Source organism: Paraniabella ginsengisoli (assembly GCF_022513635.1).
GTDB lineage: Bacteria > Bacteroidota > Bacteroidia > Chitinophagales > Chitinophagaceae > Niabella > Niabella ginsengisoli.
Genome location: NZ_JAKWBL010000001.1, coordinates 1,573,019 through 1,595,558, shown reverse-complemented (window position 1 = coordinate 1,595,558; position 22,540 = coordinate 1,573,019). Strand labels below are relative to the sequence as shown.

At 39.1% G+C, this 22,540-nt stretch carries 19 protein-coding genes and 1 pseudogene; 5 read left to right on the top strand and 15 right to left on the bottom strand.

Going from position 1 to position 22,540, the window contains the following annotated elements:
- The first annotated feature begins 368 nt into the window (after nucleotides 1–368).
- From MKP09_RS08740 to MKP09_RS08720, 5 genes are all read left to right on the top strand, one after another.
- On the top strand, nucleotides 369–1,718 hold the full coding sequence (locus tag MKP09_RS08740; protein ID WP_240827335.1) for a PKD domain-containing protein: 1,350 nt from the start codon (nucleotides 369–371) through the stop codon (nucleotides 1,716–1,718).
- 109 nt (nucleotides 1,719–1,827) lie between these two features.
- On the top strand, nucleotides 1,828–2,751 hold the full coding sequence (locus tag MKP09_RS08735) for a hypothetical protein (protein WP_240827334.1): 924 nt from the start codon (nucleotides 1,828–1,830) through the stop codon (nucleotides 2,749–2,751).
- Entirely contained in the window at nucleotides 2,669–3,544 is an 876-nt protein-coding gene (locus MKP09_RS08730; protein ID WP_240827333.1) for a hypothetical protein, read from the top strand. Before MKP09_RS08735 ends, MKP09_RS08730 begins: the two co-directional genes overlap by 83 nt.
- A gap of 315 nt (nucleotides 3,545–3,859) precedes the next feature.
- A complete protein-coding gene (locus MKP09_RS08725) occupies nucleotides 3,860–8,338 on the top strand; it encodes a hypothetical protein (RefSeq protein WP_240827332.1) in 4,479 nt (1,492 codons plus the stop codon).
- Nucleotides 8,339–8,402: 64 nt separating this feature from the next.
- Complete coding sequence (locus MKP09_RS08720) at nucleotides 8,403–8,906, top strand: hypothetical protein (RefSeq protein WP_240827331.1); 504 nt, start codon at nucleotides 8,403–8,405, stop codon at nucleotides 8,904–8,906.
- An 81-nt stretch (nucleotides 8,907–8,987) separates the two neighbouring features.
- Here MKP09_RS08720 and MKP09_RS25720 read toward each other — a convergent pair whose 3' ends face one another.
- From MKP09_RS25720 to MKP09_RS08655, 15 genes and pseudogenes are all read right to left on the bottom strand, one after another.
- Nucleotides 8,988–9,185 carry an IS1 family transposase gene (locus MKP09_RS25720; protein WP_394801047.1) on the bottom strand — a complete coding sequence of 66 codons (198 nt, stop codon included), beginning with the start codon at nucleotides 9,183–9,185 and terminating at the stop codon, nucleotides 8,988–8,990.
- Nucleotides 9,143–9,313: pseudogene (locus MKP09_RS28000) on the bottom strand (IS1 family transposase); the annotation flags it as partial. The gene MKP09_RS25720 and the pseudogene MKP09_RS28000, both read right to left, overlap by 43 nt.
- Nucleotides 9,276–9,680, bottom strand: coding sequence for an IS1-like element transposase (locus MKP09_RS27995; protein ID WP_394801012.1), 405 nt, complete (start codon nucleotides 9,678–9,680; stop codon nucleotides 9,276–9,278). The gene MKP09_RS27995 and the pseudogene MKP09_RS28000, both read right to left, overlap by 38 nt.
- 233 nt (nucleotides 9,681–9,913) lie before the next feature.
- Nucleotides 9,914–10,372: a hypothetical protein gene (locus MKP09_RS08710; RefSeq protein ID WP_240827330.1), complete on the bottom strand. Its 459-nt coding sequence runs from the start codon at nucleotides 10,370–10,372 to the stop codon at nucleotides 9,914–9,916.
- A gap of 5 nt (nucleotides 10,373–10,377) precedes the next feature.
- On the bottom strand, nucleotides 10,378–10,812 hold the full coding sequence (locus MKP09_RS08705; RefSeq protein ID WP_240827329.1) for a hypothetical protein: 435 nt from the start codon (nucleotides 10,810–10,812) through the stop codon (nucleotides 10,378–10,380).
- Complete coding sequence (locus MKP09_RS08700) at nucleotides 10,805–13,837, bottom strand: hypothetical protein (RefSeq protein WP_240827328.1); 3,033 nt, start codon at nucleotides 13,835–13,837, stop codon at nucleotides 10,805–10,807. The genes MKP09_RS08705 and MKP09_RS08700 overlap by 8 nt, the downstream gene beginning before the upstream one ends.
- Before the next feature lie 242 nt (nucleotides 13,838–14,079).
- On the bottom strand, nucleotides 14,080–14,667 hold the full coding sequence (locus MKP09_RS08695; protein ID WP_240827327.1) for a hypothetical protein: 588 nt from the start codon (nucleotides 14,665–14,667) through the stop codon (nucleotides 14,080–14,082).
- A complete protein-coding gene (locus tag MKP09_RS08690; RefSeq protein ID WP_240827326.1) occupies nucleotides 14,625–15,077 on the bottom strand; it encodes a hypothetical protein in 453 nt (150 codons plus the stop codon). Before MKP09_RS08690 ends, MKP09_RS08695 begins: the two co-directional genes overlap by 43 nt.
- Before the next feature lie 238 nt (nucleotides 15,078–15,315).
- Complete coding sequence (locus MKP09_RS08685) at nucleotides 15,316–15,792, bottom strand: hypothetical protein (protein ID WP_240827325.1); 477 nt, start codon at nucleotides 15,790–15,792, stop codon at nucleotides 15,316–15,318.
- A 28-nt stretch (nucleotides 15,793–15,820) separates the two neighbouring features.
- Nucleotides 15,821–16,282 carry a hypothetical protein gene (locus MKP09_RS08680; RefSeq protein WP_240827324.1) on the bottom strand — a complete coding sequence of 154 codons (462 nt, stop codon included), beginning with the start codon at nucleotides 16,280–16,282 and terminating at the stop codon, nucleotides 15,821–15,823.
- A gap of 1 nt (nucleotide 16,283) precedes the next feature.
- Nucleotides 16,284–17,909 (bottom strand): hypothetical protein, encoded by a 1,626-nt coding sequence (locus tag MKP09_RS08675; protein WP_240827323.1) that lies wholly within the window; start codon nucleotides 17,907–17,909, stop codon nucleotides 16,284–16,286.
- A gap of 64 nt (nucleotides 17,910–17,973) precedes the next feature.
- On the bottom strand, nucleotides 17,974–18,405 hold the full coding sequence (locus MKP09_RS08670; protein ID WP_240827322.1) for a hypothetical protein: 432 nt from the start codon (nucleotides 18,403–18,405) through the stop codon (nucleotides 17,974–17,976).
- On the bottom strand, nucleotides 18,402–18,773 hold the full coding sequence (locus tag MKP09_RS08665) for a hypothetical protein (RefSeq protein ID WP_240827321.1): 372 nt from the start codon (nucleotides 18,771–18,773) through the stop codon (nucleotides 18,402–18,404). The genes MKP09_RS08670 and MKP09_RS08665 overlap by 4 nt, the downstream gene beginning before the upstream one ends.
- A 424-nt stretch (nucleotides 18,774–19,197) precedes the next feature.
- Nucleotides 19,198–19,446, bottom strand: coding sequence for a hypothetical protein (locus tag MKP09_RS08660; protein ID WP_240827320.1), 249 nt, complete (start codon nucleotides 19,444–19,446; stop codon nucleotides 19,198–19,200).
- On the bottom strand, nucleotides 19,443–22,154 hold the full coding sequence (locus MKP09_RS08655) for a hypothetical protein (protein ID WP_240827319.1): 2,712 nt from the start codon (nucleotides 22,152–22,154) through the stop codon (nucleotides 19,443–19,445). Before MKP09_RS08655 ends, MKP09_RS08660 begins: the two co-directional genes overlap by 4 nt.
- Between the last annotated feature and the right edge of the window lie 386 nt (nucleotides 22,155–22,540).

The following is a 22,540-nucleotide window of genomic DNA, read 5'->3' as shown; positions in this document are numbered from 1 at the left end:
TAAGGTTTTACCATGGCCCACCTGATCTTGGGGATATAAATTTCGCTGATGTTATCTAATCTGCAAAAATCTGTTAAAGCAACAGTATCTGATGTTTGGAAAAGTTATGAAGAGATCATTTTTAGGCTTAACGGGTTGACATGTCAGTTGGTTAAGGGAATTTCATTCAAAATATCACATTTTTTTAACCATTTGAAATTTAATTCAATAATCCTATTAACTTTGATACCGGATCAACCAGACTTCGCTTATGTAAGATCTACTGGAATTTCAGAACAGCTAACACTGAAATGATTAAGTCTACGCATATTATTTTCGAGTTTATGAATTGCTTTACTTAAGGCTGGTTGAATTGAAAATTTTGACCTATGAATACCAAAACAAAACAGCTAGCTTTTGTAATCCTGCTTATTACAGTCATTATCGGTTGTTATAAAGAGGAAGCCATTTTGGTTAAGGCTGATTTTTCTATAGAAACTATCAATAACGATTATTCTGTTCCGGTAAGGGTTCGCTTAATTAATAACAGCTTCGGAGCGGATTCCTATAAATGGTTCTTCCCGGGAGGTTCGCCGGAAAGCTCCAATTCCAAAGACCCGGGCACGATCAGATACGAGACGCCCGGCACATACAATATTAAACTGGTTGTTTCTACAGCCTTCGGTGAAACAGATTCAATGAATATGGAAGTAAGTATTGATGAAACAATTGACGTTGGTTTTGAAATTATCAATAATGGTTCCTGGTTTCCGGATGCTTCTATTCAGATTAAAAATACGACATCAGGCGCTTCGTCCTATGAATGGACCTTTAACGGTGGTAATCCCGCCTCTTCTCAAGTTAAAGACCCTGGAACTGTCATCTTTTCCCAGCCAGGGGATCATCTGATAAGTTTAAAGGTGAGCAATGGGAAAGAGTCCTATTCCAAAGATACTATTGTGACTGTTTTGCCAGATATAGTTGCAAGTTTTGATCTTAACTGGAACCCCGCTGATAATGACATGCAGGTTCCATTCACCGCTATCCTGAATAATACGTCAATAAGCGCTGCACAGTATTTGTGGGATTATGGCAACGGCACCAATTCTCGTGATGCCAGCCCTCAAGTTACATTTACTTTACCAGGAACTTATATCATTACGCTACAAGCATCGAATGACAAGAAAACTAAAACTATTTCAAAAACACTTACACTAAAGGCTAATGAAAATTTATTTCAATTCGAGGATGTTAAGTTAGGCATCAATACAGCCCAGCATACTGTTGGCTGTTACTTTTCTTCAAGATTGGGCAAAGTGCTTAAATCAAATGAGGTGAATAATGACAATGGCGCTTTAATAGACTTCGTATTCTTTGGCCTAAATAGTTCTTTTACTTTTAATAAAATCATTGCTCCATCAGAGGCAGGACAATACACTTTTACTCCAATCCCCAATGCTATTACCCTTGACGTTATTAATAAACAGGAAAATTGTAATTGTACCAGCACACTATCTGTGGCTCAATTTGACGCAATGAATAACGATTCGATTTTACGGGAAATCTTAATCAACCAAAACACAGAAGGTGCCGCATCATTTGACAATACATTATTGCCCCGAATCGTACTTTTTAAAGCGCCAGATGGAAGAAAAGGCGCCGTTAAAATTAAGCAGTTTATAGATCAAGGGCAACAGAGTTCTATTATCGCTGATATCAAGATCATGAAAAACCCATAGTGAGGGCCCGATTAATTCAGCGGGCAGATTTGAAACTTTTAGGAAACTTATGAGAAAAATACTCTTTACTATACTGTTTTGTAAAAGCTTATTTTACATATTTTGTGATTTGCATGCACAAACTTATACCACTGCTCCCGATCTCGGTTCTTTAAAAAAAGATGTAAAGGAGAAACTCAAAAACCCTTTCCAACTTACTGGAGGATTTGCTTTAAACAGTGTGTTTACACAATTACCGGCCAACGAATCTAATATGCAGCAGCCTTTTAGCTGGATAGCAACCGGAAATCTTAGTATTAATTTGTTAGGATATTCGATGCCATTTACTTTCTCTTACTCCAACAGGAAAGCAAATTACACCAATCCCAATTTTAAGTTTAACAGATTGGCCCTACACCCCAAATATAAAGAATGGACCGCCCATATTGGTGACATCTCCACAACCTTCTCTCCGTACACCCTCAACGGATTTCAATATACGGGAGGGGGATTGGAATACAACAAAGGCCCGTGGAAGGCTCAGGGCTTGTACGGCCGGTTTTCTAAAGCTATAAAAGAAGACAGTATTGGTCAGCCTTCCTACAAACGAATGGGTTGGGGTGCTAAAGTAGAATATAATGATCAAGGCAAAAAAGCCGGGCTAACAATATTTCACGCAAAAGATGCTGTCAATAGTATTCCTTCAATACAAATACCTGCCAATGCAAACGTTACGCCGATGGAGGGTACTGCCGTTTCTTTGGATTTGGGATATAAGCTGTTCAAACGTTTAACCTTAAACGGAGAATATGGATTAAGCGTACTCACCAAAAACACCCATTACCAAGGTGATTCTCTGAATACATCAGCCGGCGTTTTCGGCAGTCTTGTAAAAACGAATAATCCAACAAGCGAGGTTTTTCATGCCTTTAGAACCAGCCTGAATTATGTTTTTGCCCAATCTGTTATTGGTGTCAATTACGAAAGAATCGATCCTGGCTACAGAACACTCGGCGGGTATTTTTTACAAACGACCTCGAAAATATCACGATGAATTTCGCACAAAATTTCTGGGGGGAAAAGGTAGCGCCAATATTAATGCAGGGCTTCAAAGAGACGATTTACGTAACACCAAGCAAAGTAATATGCGGAGGCTTTTGCTCAACTTTACTGCTAATGCCAGACCATCTGAAAAATTTAACATTGGGCTGAATTATTCGAACCTGCAAGCCTATACTTTCTTACAAACAGGATTTGAAGCCATCAACCAGGTCAGTCCTTACGAAAATCTGGACACATTGAATTTTACACAACTTTCTCAAAACGCAGGTCTGAATATAAATTACGCCCTTGAACAAAGCAAAAGCAGATCGCAGCAATTGTTTGTCGTCCTAAATTTTATGGAAACAGCCAACCGAAAAGCAGACATTATCAGGAAAGGAGAAGCAACACGCTTTGTAAACGGAAGCCTAAATTATACTTTATCATTCCCTTCCAACGGACTGAATATATCTTCGGGTATTAACTATTCCTATAACTATGCAACGCTCCTTTCTGGAAACACCTGGGGGCCCATGATAAATATATCAAAGTCTCTTTTAAAAAATGTACTCCGGACTAATTATGGAGTTGGATATAATACCAGCAAGAACGGCGAAACAAAGGTAACCGTTGTTAACGCAAGAGCTAATGCTACTGCTAATTTCGCAAAAAGACATAACCTGAATTTTAGTGCCGTTTGGCAACAGAAAAAAACAATAAAACAGGCAGCGGCACCTACTTTACGGCAACTGCAGGGTATAGCTATACTTTATCAAAATGAGTTTATAACTGTGACTAAACTATGACAATCCACACAAATTCTAAATACTATTGTATGAAGCGCCAACTTTTATTAGAGAGTCTCCTTTTAGTAGGACTCGTGCTCTTAGCTTCGGCTGCATGGGCTCATAATAGCGATTCACTCTTAAATAATAACACTCGCAAAGTTCCAACAAACGAACCAACAAAGGCAAATAATAGCCGTGACTTTGCTGCATTGAATCGACTGCTTAAAGGAAAAAAATATTTGATGCTTCAGCAACTGCACCGGAATTCACATCGGGCTATTTAAAAAACATAATGTAACAGACACTTCTATATTAACAAGACGCAGCCAGGCAGTGAGCGCCTTGTTAGAAGTAATGAACACAGGCCGGTATGTAGACCATATTTCTCCTAATGATTTATCCGAACTTCCGGTAGGGCTTAATCATAAATTTGGTAGTACAGACGTAACAATAGCCGTTAGCAAAGCAAGGTTTACGGTCTCTTTCACCGAATTGACTGTATTCTGTAAAGTGAAATTGCCACAGATTGATAAAACAACTGGCCGGAATTACGAAATATTTTTCGGAGCAGACAATATTAAACTTTCGCATGATGGCGGCATCATTGGCGATGCACAACTTGTATTGCTGGGAGATTTCAATATACCTTTTAACGGTGGAAATCTGCTGTTAACACTTAAGGGCGGTAATGATATGCGCTATTCGGCAAACAACCTATACAACACCTATGCTAAGTTCGAATGCAAGGGTATTGAGGAAATTGGATTAGCGGCAGATGTCCTGTTTCCTAAAAACCTGCTGGTACCTGTAAATGACGATAACATAGCTGATACGGTTTCTGATAACAGGGTAAGAGGTTCGTTTAAAACAGTAGTAACAGATTGGAGTGATATTATTGCGGAATTTTCAATGCAACCCTTTGCTATCAGGGGGCTTGAAAAATTTCCAATCGTTGTAAAAGACGCTATTTTTGATTTCAGCGATGTCAAGAATTCATCACAAGTAAGGTTTCCAACTGCTTATGAAAACCTCGTTCCCGGAAACGAGGCTTTATGGAAAGGTGTTTACGTTTCCCAATTAGAAATATCATTACCCAAAGAGTTTCAAAAGGAAGGCAACAACCGGCCCATAACTTTTAGTGCAGAAAACATGTTGATCGACAATATGGGGATTAGTGGCAATTTCGAAGCAACCAATATACTTGATAGAGGCAGCGCATCTGGCTGGGCTTTTAGCGTTGACAGGTTTTCTTTAAATATCCGAACTAACCGGCTGATAGCTGCAGGCTTTGAAGGCTACATCGCACTTCCTATTTCAAAGCAAAGTGAAACTGGTTCCCTAAAACCGTCTTCCTCATTTGCTTACCAGGCTATTATTAGTGAAGGAAATCAATACCTGATGCGTGTTATCACAAAAAGTGATCTAAACTTTGATATCTGGCAGGCAAAGGCCCGCATTACGCCAGACAGCTATATTGAGCTTTTTGTAAAGGATGACCAGTTCCGGCCAAGGGCTGTGCTAAACGGTAGCATGGGAATAGAAGTGAAAAGAGAAAATAATTCAGATACCGAAGGCAAACCAATTGCTACTATTAAAGGATTGGAATTTCAACAACTGGTATTACAAACCGAAGCTCCTTTCCTTCAGGTAAAATATTTTGGCTATAAAGATTCAGCGAAAATATCCAACTTCCCAATTGTATTATTTGATGTAGGACTTTCGATACAATCCAAAAATGTTGCCTTGTCTTTCGGTATAAAGGTAAACATCATGGAAAATAAGATAAGTGCAGCCTCCAAGATGGACATTATTGGAGAAATAATTAACGAAGGGCAAGGTGTTCAATTTCAATATAAGGCGCTTCGAATTAATGACCTGATCGTAAAAGCAAATTTTGACAAGTTCAAACTCGATGGGTTTGTCCGTTTCAATCGCAACCATCCTATTATGGGGACTGGCTTTGAAGGGGCGCTTGACCTGGAAGTAGGGCTGGCCACAAAGGCTGTAAAAGTAAATGCTAAAGCCGCCTTTGGCAGTAAACCTCTTCAAGCAGGCGACACAGAAATATTTCGTTACTGGTATGTAGATGCTATGGCCACTGGCTTCACCATTCCCATTGGCATATTTAACATTATCGGATTAGGTGGTGGCGCCTCCTATCATATGGAACGGTCTGCTACCATGGTTGTGGCGGATTCCATTTGCCCCACCGCTATCGGCTTTATTCCAAATCCAGACATGGGTCTGGGATTTAGAGCTCGGGTAGGTTTTAGCGTGGCCGCCAAGCAGCTCTGCAAAGGAGAGATTGGCCTGGAAATGATGTTTACCTCTTCTGGAGGACTTGCCAATATTGGCTTTTTTGGAAAAGCCTTTATACTTCCTTCCGATGAACTATCTCAAAAATATGTGGGCGAAAAGCTTATGAGCAGCCTTAAAAGCAATCTTAAAGAATTTTCCACACTCGTTAAGGGAAAGGAAAATGCGTTTAAAAATAATATCCTTAACGGTAAATTTGACAACCTGGCAAACTCTTTCTCTCTTGGAGAAGACGACATTGCCGCTGAAGGTGCCATAGGCGCATTAGTGGGCATCAATTATGATTTTCTGAACCAAACGCTTCATTCTACTTTCGATCTGTATGTAAATATAGCCGGAGGAATTATTAAAGGGCGAGCCAGCAAAGGAAGAGCTGGCTGGGCGGTTATGCACTTTGCGCCCGATGACTGGTACATTTATATGGGTACGCCAACTGACCGTCTGGGTTTAAAAATCGGTATCGGATCTATAAGCATTGAAGCGGGTGGATATTTTGTAACTGGCAAACAAATACCTGATGCACCTCCACCGCCAGCTATTGTCGCTGATATTTTAGGAGTAAGCCTTGAAGAGTTAGATTATATGCGTGAGCTAAATACGCTTAATGACGGCGCGGGCTTCGCCTTTGGTGCCGACATTTCTATCAATACAGGGGATCTGCGCTTTCTTATGTTTTATGCCAGTTTCCAAGCTGGTTTAGGCTTTGACATTATGTTAAAGGATTATGGAGATGCCCAGTGTAAAGGACGTAGCGGCCCAATTGGCATGAACGGTTGGTATGCAAGCGGGCAATCATACGTATATCTTCAGGGAGAACTGGGCATTCGCGTAAAGATCTTTAAGATTAATAAAAATATTCCAATCATAAAAGCCGGAGCTGCCGTCCTGATGCAGGCCATGTTACCTAATCCTGCATGGTTCCGCGGTTATGTAGGTGGGTATTTCAGTGTTTTAGGTGGGTTGGTGAAAGGAAACTTCAGGTTTAAAGTAGTGATCGGTGAAAAGTGCGAGCTGGTAGACGGAGGTAATCCAATTAATGGCATTGCTATTATTTCTGATATGACACCAACCGATAAAAATACCAATGTGGATGTATTTGCGATACCGCAGGCAGTATTTAATATGCCTGTAGATAAGGAGTTTGATATGTCAGATGATACAGGTGATAAAACCTATCGAATTAAACTGGGGCAATATACGCTTTCAACAAAGGGCGGAAAAGCTATCTCAGGAAAACTGACTTGGAACCAGGGAAAAACTTCTGTAATGTTTGAAAGCGCTGAAATCCTTCCTCCTAACACCGAAATACTCGCAAAGGTTGTCGTTGAGTTCGAAGAAAAGAAAGCAGGACAATGGACATTGGTGTATGAGAATAATCAAAAAATAACGGAAGAAAAACAAATTTCGTTTGTTACCGGAACTGCTCCAAAATCTATACCCCTTACCAATATTGAATATTCCTATCCGGCTGTTGAACAAAAATATTTTTTCCCGAAAGAATATGATAAAGGGTTTGTACAATTAAAGCGAGGACAGGCTTACCTATTTAGTGACAAATCTTATAAACAAACATTGAATGTGATTAGTAAAGATCAATTGATCCACACGCTTTCTTTTGTTTATGACAGCAGCAATAAACGCATTGATCTGAACCTGCCGCAATTAGCAATTGAAACACTTTACAGTTTTAATTTCACTGGTATAAAACAAGCGGGAGCTATAGACAATATTACACAGCAAACCGAAAACATCACTGCTGACAGTAGTAATATTGAGATTGCCAGTAATAAAGCAGCGGGCACTATGGCAGCCGCGCAAAATCTAAGTTTCCTTGCTTACAATTTTGCGACCAGTATGTATAATACGTTCAGCGAAAAGATGAATGATAAGACGCAAAATAAAACCATCCAGGCCACTCCGGACTCCTTGTCCTCATCTATTAAAGTACTCTACGCAAATGTTGCACCATCAGAAGGCTTTAGCATCGAGGATTTAACAGGCGTCAGTACAACAGCTAATCAGCCAATGGTTCAGCCAATTATTGTCCCTATTGACGAATGGTTTGTATCAGATATAAATCCTTTAATATACAGACCTTATCCTCACGTGCCTTCTTTAAATTTCCAAAGAGATACGACCATTAACGGCACACCACCTGTGCGCAACGGTGCGGAAATTAATGCTGCGTATTATGGCAGGTTGCTGGCAAATGTAAACGATCAGTATATTAAAAGTAAACTACCTCATCTATACTCTGTGTCCATTGCTTATTATAATGATTTTATTGATCTTCAAAACAAATTGGTGAACATGTATGTCAATAATTTAGCAAGCCCGGCATTTCAAAGCCCCTTTGTAACGAAAATGATTGGCAGCACGTTTCCTGAATTAAAGCCGGGTTTATACACACTACAGTATAATTACATGCTTCCCGGAGGTCTTATTACCAGCAAGGTCAACTTCATATTTAATAACAAGGAAAATCAATTAAAATAGTAAACAGTTTATACCACGGCTAAAGCTTATCGATTCAATCACTTTTTAAACAAAAAACTATAATATGAAATCACATCTTAAAATTTTGACAGTGCTGGCAATTATTTTTTCATCTATTTTACCTTCCTGTTCTAAGGATAAAGACGAAAATAAAACAGAAACAATAGTGGGTAACTGGACATTTAAAGACGTTGCTGCCAAAGACATTCAAACCAACAAAGCCAGCAATGACGCAAAGTTCACGAATTATCTGTTGACAACCCTTAGAAACGAAAATGAAGGTTATACATACAGCTTTTCTGCCGATGGCGTTTTACAAACACAGATCGGCTCTTCATCCGCCAATGTAAATTACACGTTTACCAACAATATTCTAACCTTAGATGACGATGGAGTAAAAACCGAATTAAAAGCCAGGCTTGAAAATGGGCTGCTTATTTTGAAGCTTGATGAAAAAGATAATTATCAAAACATTGAACTTGACAAACTTCTTGAAATGGGTATTACCGATATCGATTTTGAAGTAAATAAAGCAGTAGTAACACTGCATCTGGAAAGAAAGAAGTAGATACAAATTATACTTAATCCGTTACACATTAAAGCCCTCCTGTTATCTGAACATCAAATGGGAGGGCTTTAAAATATTCAATCAACCCCAAAAATATATTTTCAAAATAGCCTGCAAAATTTTCAGGCTTTTTGTAAAACAAATACTACGCCTTGCCAATCGTTTCAAATGGGTGCGCAATGAGAGATTATAACGCTCAATATGATTGGTACCAAATTTCTTTTTTGATGCACCTTTGAGGGAATTAGCGAAGCATACTGTTTTAACCTGTCCGTATATATGGCTTTTGCATCAGCGAAAATTAAGGTTTTTACAACACCCTTTAAAGTGTGTGAAGTCCTTGCCCCTACTGTGAAACTGACAACTTTCTTAGTCGTTTGGTCTAACGCATAGACAATCCATACCAATCGAGATTTTTTTTACATAAGTACATAGCTCATCCAGCTCATAGGTTTTATTTCTATAAACAACAGGACAGGATAATGGACGTGCGATACTTACCAGTCTTTTTAATAATGTAGTTGCTGATATTTGCAGCACCCGGGCTGTACTGCGAATACCCATCCCTTCTTTTGTTAACAATATTATTAAATTATTTATGTTTGGGTTATAGGCTTTATATTGAAATTGAGCTACACGTGTTTTGCCACAACTTTTACATCGCCTTCTCTGAACACCGCATGCGGTTCTTCCATATTTTATTGTAACACACTTACAAGACCAACACTCAAGTTCGTTAGTGTAACATCTGTCACTTAATGACAAGTTCTCCATAGGTTTTGAATTTAAAGTTCGCATATACCAGCAGTACTTTGCAAATATCATAAACGCTACCAACACATCTGTAACAACTTGTTGCAGTTTGCTGACAGAAACCGATTATTTCTGGGATTAAATACAACAAATATAAGTTAATCTATTACTTCAAAAGGAACATCAAGTTACAATATTTATTGAAAATCAGATACTTAATCATCTAAAGTTTGCAAAACAACACATCTGGAACATTACCCAACTAAGGCGTTTCCACTTTCATCCACAGGGAGTTTTTCAACTCCGCCCTCTTCAGCGATAGCAGTATTTACTTTGTCTGCAAGATTATTATCAGAAACCGCAGCTATTTTATTCTTAAGGTTTACTTCTACCGCAGCAAACCCACAATACAAATTAGAACCCGGCCTAAGCTCTATGCGCTTTACAAAAGTAGCACCTTCTCTCAATACGTACTTTATCCCTTTACCAGAAGCACTTAACACCGGCTTCAATACCTTGCCCGAAATCCTAAACACCCCGTTCATTACCTGACCTACTGCATCCATTTTATCAAGCGTATTGATAAATGTAGATACACCCTTAATTTCGGCAGCGCCAATAAAGGCTGATACTACTACAAAACCAATCTCGCCGGTTCCGTAAGTAATCATGCAAGTATTAGCCGTGTACTTATCCCACAGTGCGCCGCCCATTGTTTTTACCGCACTTTCATCTTATCATAAATCTCTCCTGAATTAGCATCAATAACGTACCTATAATCATACGGCCAGCTACCTACGTAGACTTCCAATAATTCTTTTCCTTTAAATTTTTCTAAATATTTCCTATAATGTTCTATAGTAATAAAATTTTCTTCCTTTTCTAACTCAGGTATGATTTTCCCAAAACCAACTACATTTTGTTCTGAAAACTTCCATTTTAATAATCCTTCTTTATTATAACAAAATAATTCACTTGGATTGTTCTTACACCGTTCTTTCCAAATTTGATGAGTCTCTATTTTACTATCATCTAAATCAGACTCTAAAGGGCAAGTAGAAAAACACACTGCATTTTTAAATACTTCAATGTGTGATATTGTGGTTTCGTTTGAAAAGACAATTTTATTATTACCTATTGCTATACTACTCATAATTTAAATAATCAGAAACTTTACCCATTGGTTTAAACCATGAATTACGAATGTTAGATGTTTCCCTAATTTCAAACTGCACCGCTCCGCCAGGCAGATGACCCTGTCCGGGCCAATCCTGTGGCCTTGCTACACTTTTCCTTATTTTAGTGCCGACAGGTAATTTAACAATGGATATTTCAACTGGTTTTACTACTTTACCTGCATCGCCAATAATTGGCAAAGCTAATTTCTTAATCATATCATCCTGCGAAGTAAACGCTCTAAATTCTTCTATCGAAATTAACCATGGACGATTAGGATTCCATGAATTATGTACCCTGACAAAAATAGATTCGCTATTTAAAATGATATCCTCAATAGGGTGAGCAAAATTATACGGATTTACTAATGAATTACTGGCGTCAATTTCAGCTAAAATACTTGATTGCGAAACTATTGTTTTTGTTCCTTTGATTTCAGTTTTATTCAGTTGTCTGTATAAACTCTTTGCTTCCGAAATGGTCAAATTATCCCATTTGGCAAGTAATGCTGTCACACTCCCCGCCCCACTAACAACATCACTAACCTTACTCAGTCCATCCTCATTTCCTATTACCGCAGTTATCTGTTCCCCTTCAACATCAATCTCAACCAATTTATTACCATTCTCATCAACTGGAAGCTTTTCAAGCCCGCCTTCTTGGGCAATAGCTGCGTCCACTTTAGTTGTTAAGGATGCAATTTCACTTTCTGTAAACTGCTCACCTTTTTTGATAAATTTAATATTGAATAAAGGAAAGCCGCAATACAAATTAGGTGATGCTTTAACAACAAGCCTACTATCTCTAACAAAGTTAACGCCTTCTTGTAATACGTACTTTATCCCTTTACCTGAAGCACCCAACACCGGCTTTAATACTTTACCCGAAATCTTAAACACCCCGTTCATCACCTGACCTACTGCATCCATTTTATCAAGCGTATTGATAAATGTAGATACACCTTTAAGTTCGGCAGCGCCGATAAAGGCTGACACTACTACGAAACCAACCTCGCCGGCTCCGTAAGTAATCATGCAAGCATTTGCCGTGTACTTATCCCATAGCGCACCGCCCATTGCTTTTACTTGCTGCCAGCTTAGTTGCTTAACGGCTTCCGACAGTTTACTTCGAGTATTATCTTCGTTAGTAATTAGCTTTATGATTATTGAACCGCTTGATGTGATACCGCTTACAGTACCTGCAAACCCATTCCACACACCACAGGCAAAAGCAAACTCGCTACGACTAATGGAGTACTTGTTTGTATAGCCGCTAAACTTTGTATCGCTTGTAATGGCCTGACTTAATTCATCTTTTATTATAGATAAAGAAACTAACGAATAAATCCTCGATGGTATATCATTATATTCCGGAGCATCCGGATTATAAAATCGCTGCGGAATAATCAGCTCGTCTATCATTCCTGCTATACCGTCTAAAATGGCTGTCAGAATATTAAATTCCACATCGCCTAAGTCTGGTAATACTTTGGCCAAAGCCTGTAAGTACGGAGAAATGTTTTCACCCTTCTTACTTTTGTGCGTGCCATTACCTAAGGCCATTTTAATCTTCCACTTTCCATTGGCGTTTTTATGCGCCCATAACACCAACTCATTTTCTTTGGGAGCTTTTAAATGCGCTTGTATTGCCGCAATTTTGTCTTTGCTATTTTCATCCGTCAGGTAAACAACCGTTTTTATATTCGTCTTAGCTTCTACCGCTCCCGACATGGATTTTAGCTGATCTAGATCGCTTTGAGTAAGGGTTGTAGCGTAGTTGTAGATTTCGCTGTTGACGGGCTTATTGCTCGTTGCATTACCTGCGTCAACAATTTTTCCTTTAGCGTCAAAACAATTTTTGCATGATTCGTAGTTACCGTTTGCAACCTCTGTTGCACCTCTTACTAATTTGTAGTTACAATTACCATCAATCAATATTTTTAGCGCATTGTCAACCGACTCATTTTTATGCTCATAAAAACTGTTTTTTATAAGCAGGTTGCCGTCTGCATCCATAAGGCAGTATTTCTTTAAATTAGGATTGCGCGACACCCAATAGTATTGCCCTGTAGAAAGTTTTTTAAAGATGACCAGTGCACCCGGCGGCACATTATTTTCTGAAGAACCTTCGGCGCCCTGAAAAGCATACGGCATAAAATCTTCATCAAGTGCTATTGCGCCGCCCCATGGAGTCAGGTAAGTCTCTTTGGCATCTGGCTTAGAGATTAATGCCGAAATACATCTGTACTTTAAATTCTCTATTTCGCCAATAGTTTCTGTGGCTGTAGCCAGCGCTGTTGCAGTCTCTTTTAGTATATCCCGTGCTTTTTCAGATTTTTCTATACAATCATTTGGTACGTATAAATAGCTTGTTATAGTTGTCGATCCTTTACCCTTTTCTGATTCTACTTTTTTGCCGCTGGCGCAATCATTATTGTTTATTACTTCTTTTACTAATTTTTGCGCAGCTTCATATTCCTTTTTAGCGGCTTCGCCCAGATATTTTTCTATAATCGACGAAGAACTGTTATCATTGATAATCTCCTCATATATTGCCTTATCTGCGTCAGTTAAAGGTTTATCCTGCTTTAATCTGTCAACGGCTGAATTGACCGCTTCTGCTTTTTTCTTTAAAAAATCAATCAACTCTTTTACTCCTTCAATAATTAGCGTGGCAGTTTCCTCAATCTTCGCCACTTCTTCTTCCACATTCGATATCAAATTCTCATCCGGGTTATAGGTGGTTTCAAAAAAACCATCAATTAGTTTGTAATCGGTGTTTACTTTGATGCCGCGGAAGGTTACTTTTATTTTGGTATTGCCCATCCATGGCACGCGTACCCATCCAATGCCGCTGTAGCGACCAGCACCATCGTTGGCAATGGTGGTAAGGGTAATTGGGAAATCTCCGGCTTTTACAATATCATATACTTTCAGGCTGCCAATGGGGGTTTGGTTGCTCAGGTCGGTTTGTGGCAGTTGCCCGCAATTAATACCCGGCAATTGGCCGTTTTGCAAAGTGCGTACAATAATGGGGTTGCTGTAAGTAATGGTGGCGCCGCTGTTTAGGCTGCTAAAGGCCGTGCTGCTGCTGCATACATTGCCTATTCTTATTTCATATTCGGTATCGGCTTCTAAGTTGGTAATATGAAAATAGGTATCGCCGGTTTCTTCTTCGTGCCAAGGCCAAGCCGCACCAGCCCCCTCCTGACCTCCCCCGAAGGGGGAGGAAGCCTTTCGGTAGCTTACTTTATACGGCCCCCTCCCGGCCTCCCCAAAGGAGGAGGTGTAGCCCAGGCATTAAAACTGTTGGCTGGTGCCTGCCATTCTACAAATATTCTTTCCGAACTTTTGGGTTCGCCAAACAGTTGCTCTACGGGTTGGCATTTTGCACCGTATTTAAAAATAAAGATCTGGCTATAGCCATCTTGTCGGTACAAGCCAATATCTTCAAAACCTTCTTTGGCTTTGGCTTTTACCCGCCAGCCATAAGTGCGGTCGGGCAGCAGCAGGGGTTCGGCATTGGTGTAAAAAAGCGTGGTGCTATTAGTAGTAGTGGTGTAAAAAGGGTTGGCTGCCAAAAACTGTTGGTAATAATCGCCGCCATCATCCCATAATTCACAAAGGGTAAATTCATACTCGGTATGGCTGGCTTGTGTGGTGCGTGGCGTCCATTGAAACTGGATGGCTCCGGTGGTGGCTATGTCGGGCACATTGCTTTTATCGGCGGGTAGGTACAGCAGCGGCGGATCGTTGAGCATTAGCCAAAACATTTGTGAAATAGGTGCGCTTAGCAGGTTGCCGGTGGCTTGGTCATACACTTCAAAGCCCATGCTATATACATCTTCGGGCAGGCCATTGCTGTAGTATATTTGCGGCAGCCCTTGCAGGTTTTCGTATCTAAAAAAGGTGCCAGCTCAATTTGGGTGAGCTGTTGCGGCACACCGCCGTCTAAAATAAGCTGCGGTGCGTTGGTTACCACCGGTGCGCTTTGCGCCAGCATGCGCCCTTGTTGTTTGATGAAAAAACGCAGCTCCACCCGCTTACCCGAAAGGTTGATATCGTTGAGCGTCAGGCTCAGCCTAAGTTTGTCTAGCATGGGGTTGGCGTAATCGCTCAGGTTGGCACTGTACGGCGGCTTTATAAACAGGTTGCCGGTTACAGGGTATTGAGATATCTGCGCCTTGGCTACGCTGCAAAACAGCAGCAGTATATATAACAGCCTTGATAGCATCTTTATCATTCGTTTTTTTTTAAAGTTGGCATCCGCTCGGATGACCAGTCGGACGGGGATAGCTAAATTGCCACCAACACGTCTGAAACAGCATGAAGCATATTATTCACAGAACAGCCTATTTCTGGCGAAATAAATAACAAAAGGTGGGTTAGCACCACCTTTGAAAGAAAAATGAAAGTATATTTTTTTGTTGAAAACCAGCTATTTAATAATGAAAAATTGGTAAAACAACACGTCTGGAACATTACCTCCTAAAGCGATTATCAATATCTGACGAAGCCGTTTGAATAATAGCTTTAGCATTAGCGGCATTATCTGCATGTTTGGCTGGTATATACCTATACATATTACCATTGTAGGGTACGCCTGCTGGTTTAGTTATGATAGTAGACAGATGAGTTCGCAGCTCTGTGCCTGTTTTTGCAATAAATCTCCCCGCCCCCTTCCACCAATCTTTTCCCAGCTTCGCTTCGCTATAAGCTTTCAATTCCGCTTCTACATCCAGTACCTTTTTTGCATCATCGCTGCCGTTTTTGGCTTGGGCTAACAATGCTTTTTTGGCTGCCGGATTATCAAGCTCTTTAAAGAATTTCGCTATTGTGCCTTTACCTATTGCCCCAGCCAATGACGTAATGTTCATTGCTGCTGTTACAGCGTTGTATGCATCTAAAGTGGTTTTTAGCTCTGGTATGTCTTGCAGCGGGCTGTTGTTTATTGCCAAGTTAGCCCCCGCATTTACTTTACTCCACTTATCTACAAAGGTAAATGTTTTGGCAAGCCATTTTGGACCCGTCGCTATTTTTGGGAAACCACTTAAATCTTATTACCATTTTTATCATGACCTGAAGGCCACACTCCGTATTTAGCTTTGAATTCTTTTGGTGTTTCAGGTTCACCCATGTTGCCTTGAAAAGGATAATATCCATTTTCCTCAAAAAAAGCCTCCCTAATTCTTCTGCCTTTTTATTATGCTCCGCCTCTAACCTTTTCTGTTCCTCGCTTTTAGCATTTTCTTTGGCCTGTTCGCTAGATTTTTTAATCGCTCTAACCTTGTCCAAAATAACCCTTAATTGCCCCCTCTCTTCAAGTAAGTCAGAAACATTTGCCCAATCAAAAGTTAACTTAGGGTCTTCCAATGCCATTTCAACTAAAATATTTATAATATCGTCTGTTAATATTTCAGGTAACTCTTCTTTCGTTATTCGTTTCATGTTATAAAATTTCTACAAAATCGACATAATACACTTTCATTCCATCAATAGTTTTTTGCACTCCATTTTCAATCGCAGGTATGGGTTCAGACACTTGTTTTAATTTTTGAGAGTTTAATAAAACCTCTTCTTGTACTTGAATTCTAATATCAGAAGTGGGATGATTTATCTTCCCCAAATTTTTACCCCAGTCAGATATGTCATCAATATAAACCCCATTCTTTGGAATTACCCTTTGAATTACAGCAATTTTTTCTTCACCTCCTGTTGCCCATTTTTTAGTTTCAACTATAAATCCTTCGGCTACACTTTCTAATTTAGAAGTAGACATATAACCATTATAAGAGTGTATCGTATTATTCTTGCCCACAAACTTACTTTCAAAATTGACCTTTGAGAATGTTTTACCACTAAAGACTTCTTCATTTTTAGCTACTCTTTCTGGTATTTTTCTTAACTCGTCTAATCCTTCATTTATGTGTTTTACTGCTCTTGTATTATATTTCCCAAACCATGTAGGATTATAACGATACGGGACGTTTACAAAATCTCCATTAGCTGTGTACGCATGGATTGAAGCTAGCTGTATGTCGGTAGCATTGCCCACATTAGCAATTTTATTTTCCATTTTTAAGTGCGAAATTGCATTTAAAGAATTTTCCATTTTAGGTGTTAGTTGCCAAAACTTCAACCAACCATGTGTCCCATTAAAAGATTCTACATCCTTTATTGCACTGGTGAAAGCTGTAGGGTTATCTTTATACCCTCGTGTCATTTCTGCAAATTCATCAGCATTTTTGAATTTGTCCATTATTTTCAACACGTCCTCATGCGCTGTTTTTAATAAATTCTCGTAATCTACAAGCTCTTGATTATTTAAATATGCTTTTAGTTTTCCATTTCCTAAAAAGTTTCTTAGTTGAGCATATTGAGCCAAACTCCCCACTCCCTTCCACCAATCTTTTCCCAGCTTCGTTTCGCTATAAACTTTCAATTCCGCTTCTACATCCAGCACCTTTTTTGCATCATCGCTGCCGTTTTTGGCTTGGACTAACAATGCTTTTTTGGCTGCCGGATTATCAAGCTCTTTAAAGAATTTCGCTATTGTGCCTTTACCTATTGCCCCAGCCAATGACGTAATGTTCATTGCTGCTGTTACAGCGTTGTAAGCATCTAAAGTGGTTTTTAGCTCCGGTATGTCTTGCAGCGGGCTGTTGTTTATTGCCAAGTTAGCCCCCGCATTTACTTTACTCCACTTATCTACAAAGGTAAATGTTTTGGCAAGCCATTTTGGACCCGTCGCTATTTTAGTAACCGGAACAAGCAGCGTTGCAACATCTAAAGTATTTTGCAAGTACTGTTTTAGATTAGCCTCTACTCCCTTTTCTTTGGCGTAATAAAGCAGTATAACAGGAACCACCGGAACTTTCTTATCAGCATCGGATATGCCATTGATTAGATCAAAGTCTGAATCGTCTGTAAGCAACACCATATCAAACGGCTTCAGAAAAACAGGATCTTCCCATTTTACTTTCTGATATATTTTATACTCTTCATAACCATCTCCACCGGTTTCCGATGCCCATTCGCACTTTTGTAATCTCCCAAACTCCCTGCGATATACCAAGCTCCGGCCTATTGGTATAAACGTAGATATGGAACATTTTTTCATTATTGGTAGGAGAGTAAGCTTAGCCAAAGGAGTCTATCCTATAAATTAGTCCATCGTAACACTTGATTTGCTTGAATAGTTCTTTTCTCTCTTTTATAATTTCATAAAGTTTAGAATAGTGAAATACTAAAAAATCATCTTTACTTTGTTTTATTTTGCACAAATAGATAAAGTACAATAATTGACACACATTACTTTCAGTTATTTCAATATTGTTGATTTCTTTATCAATTTTTTCAATGCTTATTTCGTTATCTATTAACATTGCATGAAATGTCCATACTATTTGTGAAGCATTGATGTTTGCTGACTCTTCATATATGCGATATGGATATTTGCCTAAAATCAAATTCATTATATTTCCTCCCCAAAAAGCTGTTTTGATAATTTTATACTCTTCCGAATTTCTTGTATAATTTAACCCACTTAAAATTTCTTCTTTTGTTTTCATTGAACTATAATTTCAATTTTATAATTATTTACATCAGTTTTTTTGACAGGATCTATAATAGCCTCTGAAACACCTCCAAAAGTTTTTCCACCAGGAATCCATAATAATTCATCAGCCCCAATTTCATTACCTGTGGGTATTCTTAATTTAGAGTTAGAAGTGACTTTTATATCGACCCTAATTAATTTATCATTTTTTGCTAACCTTGAAAGCCATATTCCTTTTGGAATACCTAACTCATCCTCAATTTTTGAAATTTCTCGCCCTGTTCTTGACAAAAGATTATCCATTTCTACTTTTGGCATTATAAATAGGCCATCATCTCTACCTACCTGTCCATAATCATTAAATGAATTTTCAAATGACAAGCAAGAAACTTCACCGTTAAACTTAGCTAAATGCTGTTGTATATAACTAGGATTTAAATAAGTTTCCGGTAAGGGTCTAATTCCTTTAGGAATACTTAAAAATCTTCACTTGTCTTACCATTTATGAAAACATTATCAGACACTCCCCAATTATCATTAGGAATGTTCTTTGCATCTGTTATGTCAATAAAGGCTTTCTCCTGCTTATGCTATTTATATCTATGTTATAGAAACTGCCTAATCACGATTTCTGCCTCTACTTGGCTTTTCATAGCCTTTTCTGCTTGCTCCTTGTTTACTTCGATTTCTTTCATTTGAACAACAATCCCCCTAAATCATATTTAATAAAATACTTATTGCCTTTTTGCAAAATATGACACCAGCCATAATCTTTTAATATTGTATCTTCAATCATAAAAATAATTTATTTTAAAATATAATGAACACTATATGTACCTTGTTGTATTTGGTTGACAGTTGCTTCCAATATTCCACCCTTTGTCCTACCACCAGGTATCCATAAAGGGTTTGCTCCTAATTCATTACCGTCTGGCAATCTCAAACCAATCGGATTATCGACATCGATTCTTACAGGATTATTGCCAAGAATCCCTTTCTCCAACCCTAGTATTTCTTCCAACTTTGAAATATTGCCATTTGATTGCCCTATCAATAAATCCGCCTGTTTTTTGGCATAACAAATGTACCACTTAGTGGCCCTACCGAACCAGATGGAGGACTTGCAGAGATTTTTGTAACTCCACCTTCAAACTCTTTCAAATGCTGTTGTATATAATTTGCACTCAAATACGTTTCCGGTAGGGGTCTTTCTCCTTTTGGAATAGTTAGAATATCCTGTTTGGTCTTACCATTTATGAAAACATTATCAGACACTCCCCAATTATCATTAGGAATGTTCTTTGCATCTGTTATGTCAATAAAGGCTTTCTCCTGCTTAACTATATTTTGTCTTACCTCTGCCGAAAGATTATTCCATTCATCGGAATTTTTAAGTTTGGTTATTGAGATTCTATAATCCAAATATTTTGTCAACAACAGATTCCTCAACCCCTTATTGTCTTGCAAAAGGGCTTTAGTACGATCCGGTATACTCTTTGCAAATTTATACCCACCAACAGCCACATTCTTCAACCCAATAATCCCCATGCCCAGATTATAGGCGTTAATGGCTTTGCCGAGACTACTATTAGGATCTACCGTTTGCGTATTCACCGCTATATTACCCACTGCGCCTACTACTTCTGCCATCGCCCATGCACGGCGCACCCAGTTTACTTTGGCGGCCAATGCTGTACCTCCGCTTAATGCAATGGTAGCAACATCCAAAGTGGTTACTATGCCCTTTTCGATATAATCGTTACGAATTTTATCGCTATTATATTTTAAGAAAATTGCCGGTACGATATACGCATCATTGCTTAAATTATTTTCTCCCAAAGCTGTTTTAATCAGCGGCAATTTTCCTTTATCCGGGATAATAACAATAGGGGTGAGCGGAGAAACTGTTGCTATCTCTTCATTCTTTTTTACTGAACCATACGCACCCTGAGAAAAAACATGAGTGGTGTACACATCATTAATTACAATTTCTCCGGTTTCTTCCTTATACGTTCCATTGTTATGCTTAGAAGTATAGGTCTGAAAATAAGGAGACCCCGTATCGCTGGTGTAATCAATCGGGTTTAGGTTTATGGTTACCCTTGCAAAATCATCTATGTTTTCCGGCCATCTGTTTTCAATAGATTCCGGAGCTTCTTTAAACATCCACACCAACGCCCCAATAAAATTGGTATAGCTGTTTTTTTCGCCCCTCAATGCACTATAAATAGCTATACCATCGTGCATGCGCTTAACCAGATTTATGAGTAGCGCATTGTTGTTCTCTTCCAACAAACCAAAAAACTTCTCATAGTCTGTTGTATTCAGCGCATTCATCAATCTTAATAAAGCCACTTCTTTTGCTTCATCTATTTCGGAGGAAGCAGCCAGCGGTTTAAACAGCCTGATAATTTCGGCATACTTTAATTTGCGGATGGAACTTAAACAAACACTATTGATGGCTGCAACAACATCATCATCTTTAAAGGTTGCCCTATTTACGTACGCCATTAGTTTATCGTAACCGGCCTCAATAAATGCAGCATCTTTACAGGCTTCACTATCTTCCCTTGTTATTATTTCTTTAATAAACGCAACAGCGCAAGAACCATCTGCATTAAACAAACGCTCTTTGATCCAATTCTTTTCTATAATTTTTGATTCCACAACAGCTTTGGCAGTTGCCGTTGTTGCTGTGTTGTCCCAGTCTATCAGCTGTCGCTCATAAGTACAGTTGTTACCAATATCTCTGTACACATACACTTTCCGGTTGGATGTTTCATCTGATATTTCCAACTTCTTCATTTTGGAATCGTAATAACCCCAATCTTTCCTATCGTTCTGCTTCCATATATATTTATCAACTTCTTTGTTGTTTTCATATATAGAAAAGCCAATGATAAAATAAAGATGCTCTTTGCTGATAAGTGGCACCAACCCTTTGTTGGATTGGATGCCTGCAATAATTTTACCATTAGGGCTAAGGCCTATTGCAGGTTTAAGGTTATCCGCAGCCAGTTCGTTACTTTCTTTTTTGGCAGTATAAACAAGGTCTTTGCTCATAGCCTCCTGCTCCTGTTTGGCGGCTGTAATTAAAGCATCTGCCAGCGTGGTGGCTTTTGCTTTATGGCAATCATATCCTGATACAGGAACGAACCACTCAGCATAAGCTGGGCCTCCGGCCGAAGCGTTGGACGCTGTGCTATCACATTCATCACCCTTACTTAAAGCATCATAGCCTCCTTTATTTTCTTCATAACTTTTTGCTAAAGCTGCTTTTTGAGCCGGTGTAAGGTAAGGGCTGCTTATCATTCCGGAATACTGATCGTCAACAATTGCCTTGGCTTCTGTTATATCCTGTTTATCTTTTTCTGTACCCTTGTATTCTTTTATCAGCTTTTTGATCTCCTCAAAAATTTCAACAACATCGTTTACAGTTTCTTCAATCTTCGCCACTTCCTCTTCCACATTCGATATCAAATTCTCATCCGCATTATAAGTTGTTTCAAAAAAACCATCAATTAGTTTGTAATCGGTGTTTACTTTGATGCCGCGGAAGGTTACTTTTATTTTGGTGTTGCCCATCCAGGGTACACGTACCCAACCGGCTCCGCTGTAGCGGCCAGCACCATCGTTGGCAATGGTGGTAAGGGTAATTGGAAAATCTCCGGCTTTTACAATATCATATACTTTTAGGTGGGCAATGGGGGTTTGGTTGCTTAGGTCATGTTGTGGCAACTGGCCACAATTAATACCCGGCAATTGGCCGTTTTGTAAAGTGCGTACAATAATGGGATTGGTGTAAGTAATGGTGGCACCGTTATTAAGTCCGCTAAAGGCCGTGCCACTATTGCATACATTGCCTATTCTTATTTCATATTCGGTGTCGGCTTCTAAGTTGGTAATATGAAAATAGGTATCGCCGGTTTCTTCTTCGTGCCAAGGCCAAGCCGCACCCCCACCTGAAGGGGAGCTGCCTGCTTTGCGGTAAGATACTTTGTAAACCTGATCGGATGCCAGCTCCGCCCAGGCATTAAAACTTTTGGCGGGTGCCTGCCATTCTACAAATATTCTTTCCGAGCTTTTGGGTTCGCCAAATAGTTGTTCTACGGGTTGGCATGTTGCACCGTATTTAAAAATAAATATTT

Excerpts from the sequence above, each read along its gene's own strand:
- MKP09_RS08740 (WP_240827335.1), top strand. The coding sequence starts at position 369 with ATGAATACCAAAACAAAACAGCTAGCTTTTGTAATCCTGCTTATTACA.
- MKP09_RS08720 (WP_240827331.1), top strand. The coding sequence starts at position 8,403 with ATGAAATCACATCTTAAAATTTTGACAGTGCTGGCAATTATTTTTTCA.
- MKP09_RS27995 (WP_394801012.1), bottom strand. The coding sequence starts at position 9,680 with ATGGAGAACTTGTCATTAAGTGACAGATGTTACACTAACGAACTTGAG.
- MKP09_RS08710 (WP_240827330.1), bottom strand. The coding sequence starts at position 10,372 with ATGGGCGGCGCACTGTGGGATAAGTACACGGCTAATACTTGCATGATT.
- MKP09_RS08705 (WP_240827329.1), bottom strand. The coding sequence starts at position 10,812 with ATGAGTAGTATAGCAATAGGTAATAATAAAATTGTCTTTTCAAACGAA.
- MKP09_RS08695 (WP_240827327.1), bottom strand. The coding sequence starts at position 14,667 with ATGGGCTTTGAAGTGTATGACCAAGCCACCGGCAACCTGCTAAGCGCA.
- MKP09_RS08690 (WP_240827326.1), bottom strand. The coding sequence starts at position 15,077 with ATGATAAAGATGCTATCAAGGCTGTTATATATACTGCTGCTGTTTTGC.
- MKP09_RS08680 (WP_240827324.1), bottom strand. The coding sequence starts at position 16,282 with ATGAAACGAATAACGAAAGAAGAGTTACCTGAAATATTAACAGACGAT.
- MKP09_RS08670 (WP_240827322.1), bottom strand. The coding sequence starts at position 18,405 with ATGAAAACAAAAGAAGAAATTTTAAGTGGGTTAAATTATACAAGAAAT.